The 2,890-nt window shown below is 74.5% G+C and carries 2 protein-coding genes; both read right to left on the bottom strand.

What is annotated here, in order from left to right; translation table 11 throughout:
• Positions 1-277: 277 nt before the first annotated feature.
• Positions 278-1,051 carry an SDR family NAD(P)-dependent oxidoreductase gene (locus tag ACZ6EJ_RS27030; protein WP_469270753.1) on the bottom strand — a complete coding sequence of 258 codons (774 nt, stop codon included), beginning with the start codon at positions 1,049-1,051 and terminating at the stop codon, positions 278-280.
• 50 nt (positions 1,052-1,101) lie between these two features.
• Positions 1,102-2,691 carry an outer membrane protein assembly factor BamB family protein gene (locus ACZ6EJ_RS27025; RefSeq protein WP_469270751.1) on the bottom strand — a complete coding sequence of 530 codons (1,590 nt, stop codon included), beginning with the start codon at positions 2,689-2,691 and terminating at the stop codon, positions 1,102-1,104.
• Positions 2,692-2,890 lie beyond the last annotated feature (199 nt).

The following is a 2,890-nucleotide window of genomic DNA, read 5'->3' as shown; positions in this document are numbered from 1 at the left end:
CCCCCCCCCCCCCCCCCCCCCCCCCCCCCCCCCCCCCCCCCCCCCCCCCCCCCCCCCCCCCCCCCCCCCCCCCCCCCCCCCCCCCCCCCCGCGTCGTGGGGCCGGACGGACGAGGACGTACGCACACGCCGCCCGCCCGGCGCGGGGCGGGGGGACGAGAACGCACGCACACGCCCCCACCCGTCGGTGGCGGGGGGACGAGAACGCACGCACACGCCGCCCGCCCGTCACCGGGCCGGGGGACGAGGGCGTACGCACACGCCCCCGCCCGGCGCGGCTAGCGGGGCCCGTACGAGCGGCCCGCCCGCGAGGCGACCCCGCCGAGCAGGTTGCGCGGGGCCACCTTCACCAGCCCCATCAGCGCCTTGTAGCGCGGGTCCGGGATCGACACCGTCCTGCCCCGCGCCAGGTCCGCCAGCGCCGCCGCCACCAGCTTGTCCGCGTCCAGCCACATCCAGTCCGGGATGTTGTCCGTGCCCATCCCGGCCCGCTCGTGGAACTCCGTCCGTACGAAGCCGGGGCAGAGCGCCATCAGCCGCACCCCCGACCCGGCCACGTCCTTCGCCGCGCCCTCGGTGAACTGCACGACCCACGCCTTGGACGCCCCGTACGTGCCGCGCGGCAGGAACGCCGCGACGGACGCCACGTTCACCACCGCACCCCGGCCGCGCTCCTTCATCCCCTCGACGGCGGCCGAGGTCAGCCTCAGCACGGCCTCGCAGTGCACCTTCAGCATCGTCAGCTCGTCGGCCATGGACACCTCCAGGAAGCGCCCCTTGTTGCCGAACCCGGCGTTGTTGACCAGCAGGTCGACCGGCTGTCTGCGGTCCCCGAGCCGTGCGGTGACCGCCTCGATCCCGGCGTCCGTGGACAGGTCGGCGCTCAGCACCTCGGCCTCGATGCCGTGCCGGTCGTGCAGTTCGGTGGCCTGTTCGCGCAGCCGCTCGGTGTCCCGCGCCACCAGCACCAGGTTGTGCCCCTGGGTCGCGAGCCGCCGCGCGAAGGCGGCCCCGATGCCCGCCGTCGCGCCCGTGATCAGTGCAGTCGTCATACGCGGCACGTTAGTGCCCCGCACGCCTCCACCGCGCACGGGAGCCCCGGTCAGGACGGGCCGGGGCCGAACGCCACCATGCGGGGTTCGCGCCGGTCGTCGTCACCGTTCATGCCCGCCGAGGTCATGACGAGCCGTTCGCCGGCATAGGCCAGTCGCCCGCCGGACGCCTGGTGCTCGGGCTTGGTGGCTGACGCCGGATGGCGCAGGAGGACCTTCTCCGTGCCCGCGCCGCGCGGGCCCATCCGGAAGACGCGGCCCGGACGGCTCGGCGTGGCCGTCTCGTAGACGAGGAGCGTGCGACCGGATTCGGCGCGCAGGGGGTGCAGTTCGCGCAGCTCGTCGGACTTGACGCCCCAGAGGAACTTCCCGGTGGAGAGGTCGTACGTGCCGACCTGGTCGGTGCCGCCCAGGGCGATGTGGCCGTGGCCGACCGCGGTGCCGCGGCAGGGCTGGCCGTCGTTGCCGGCCCCGCTCCCGGCGCAGTGCTCGAACCCCTTGACCCGCGGGTCGAAGGTGGCGAGGTGCTTCCCGCCGGGGCCCAGGGAGGAGACGCGCCAGTCCTTGGCGGAGTCCTTGGTGTTGTACGTGGTGAAGACGACCGGGTCGACGGAGAGGGCGTTCGCGAACTTCCAGCCGTCACCGGTCCGGTGGCACCACAGGACCTTGCCGGTGCGCGGGTCGATGCCGTGGAGCAGGCTGTAGTCCTTGCCGCCGTCGACCGAGAGCGCGCAGGTGAGGCTGACCAGGAGTCGGGACCCGCCCAGCACGTACGTCGGGTAGCACTTCTTCCGGTCCTCCCAGGGGATGTCGTAGAGCTTCTTCCCGTCGGAGACCTGGTAGGCGGATGCCTTCATGCTCTGCGCGACCGCGAAGGCGCCGCCGCTGATGGCGCTGTACACGATGAGCGTGCTGTCCCCGTCCCCGGTCTCGGGGAGCTCCTTGTGCCACCCCTTCCTCCCCGTCCGCAGGTCGATCATCTGCATCTGGTTGCACGGGTTCATCCGCTCGGCGGTGGCGCTCTCGTGATGGAGGATCACGACCTTGCCGTCCGGCGCCGGATTGGCCGGTACCTCGCAGACGGTGGCGGGCAGGGTGACGCTCCAGACCTCGGCGCCGTCCGAGAGGCGGTAGGCCGCGACCTTCCGGTGGAGGGCCTGGACGGCGAGGTCGCCCACGATCCACAGGTCGAAGACCTTGTTGTGCCCGCCGGGGAGATCGGTCTTGTCGTCGACGATCCACGCCGACGCGTCCCCCGGCTTCCGCCCGGCGTTGATCTCCTGCGTCGTCGGTATGTGCTGCGGCGCGGGGGTGCGCGGGGCGGGGGACTGCGGCACGGACGCGGAGGGGCTGGGCGACCGCGTCGCCTTCTTGGCCGCGGGTGTCGCGGACCGGCCCCGCTCCCCGTCCGTGGCGGCGTACAGCCCGCCCGCCGTGGCGATGAGCGCGAACGCGACCACGGCGGCGATGACCGGCCCCCGGCGGAAGCGGCGACGGCGCGGCGGCGGTCCGGGCGGCGGACCGAAACCCTGCGGCGCGTGCGGATGTCCGGGCGCGGGCTGCTGCGGCGCGTACGGGTTTCCGGGCACGGGTTGCTGTGGCGGGCCCGGTTCGTACCAGGGCTGCGGCGGGTTGGACATGGGGATCCCCCTGGAGAGGTGCTGCTCGGTGCGGAAGCGGTGCCTACGGGTGGAGCCGGCGCGACCGAGGACGATGCCCGCCGCGCTCTCCGCGCCGGGCCCGCGCCCGGACGTCGGGCCGCCGCGGGGGGGGGGGGGGGGGCCGCCCCCCCCCGAGCGGCTTCTTCGGGATTTTGCTCCTTGGCCGCCGTGCTCGACC

It is taken from the genome of Streptomyces sp. NPDC041970, from assembly GCF_055588985.1.
Note: the sequence above shows the minus strand (reverse complement) of the source record. Positions and strands in the feature narration are given on the sequence as shown.